Here is a 570-nt window from a genome sequence, read left to right on the forward strand (position 1 = left end):
GAGAGTGTCCTGCCCGTTATACGGGTTGAAGATTTTGACCATTACATCCAGCTCGACTTATAGGATTTCTTCGGAACGCCAGCTTGCCCGCCGTAGCTCGAAACCATCGAGCCGAAGCCCTGCAGAAGCCCGCCGAGCGGCGAAATCGGCTTGGTGGCGCGCATCTCGGCGATGTCCTGCTGATACGGCAGGATGGCCATGTTGCCGGCGGCGAAATTCGCATCAGTTGCGATACCGCGACCGGCTTCCTGATCCATGAAGCCCTGATTGAGCCACGTGTCGCCGTAACCGCCGAGCTTACCGAGCGTCTGCGCCTGCTTCTTGCTTTCGCCCATGGCCGCGCCCATGCGCTTGGCCAGTTCCGACTTCACAACGCTTGGCGCCGACCCGGAGATGGCGACCGTGCCTTCAACCTGCGGGGTTTCGGCAACAGCTGTTTCCAGCGTATCAGTGCGCTTGTCGGTGGCTTCCTGCTGCTGGTTCGCCACTTCATCGTCGCCAACCTGCTGCTGGCGCTCGTTGAACTTGTCGCGGCTGTCCTGCGCCAACTGGTCGTTTTTGGCCAAGGTG

1 protein-coding gene is annotated in these 570 nt (G+C 60.7%); it reads right to left on the reverse strand.

What is annotated here, in order from left to right; all coding sequences use genetic code 11:
- Positions 1-41: 41 nt before the first annotated feature.
- On the reverse strand, positions 42-570 hold a 529-nt coding region (locus ACTJKP_RS27150), incomplete at its 5' end, for a hypothetical protein (RefSeq protein ID WP_440632871.1).

This window comes from Brucella sp. 22210 (assembly GCF_052045675.1).
Classification (GTDB): domain Bacteria; phylum Pseudomonadota; class Alphaproteobacteria; order Rhizobiales; family Rhizobiaceae; genus Brucella.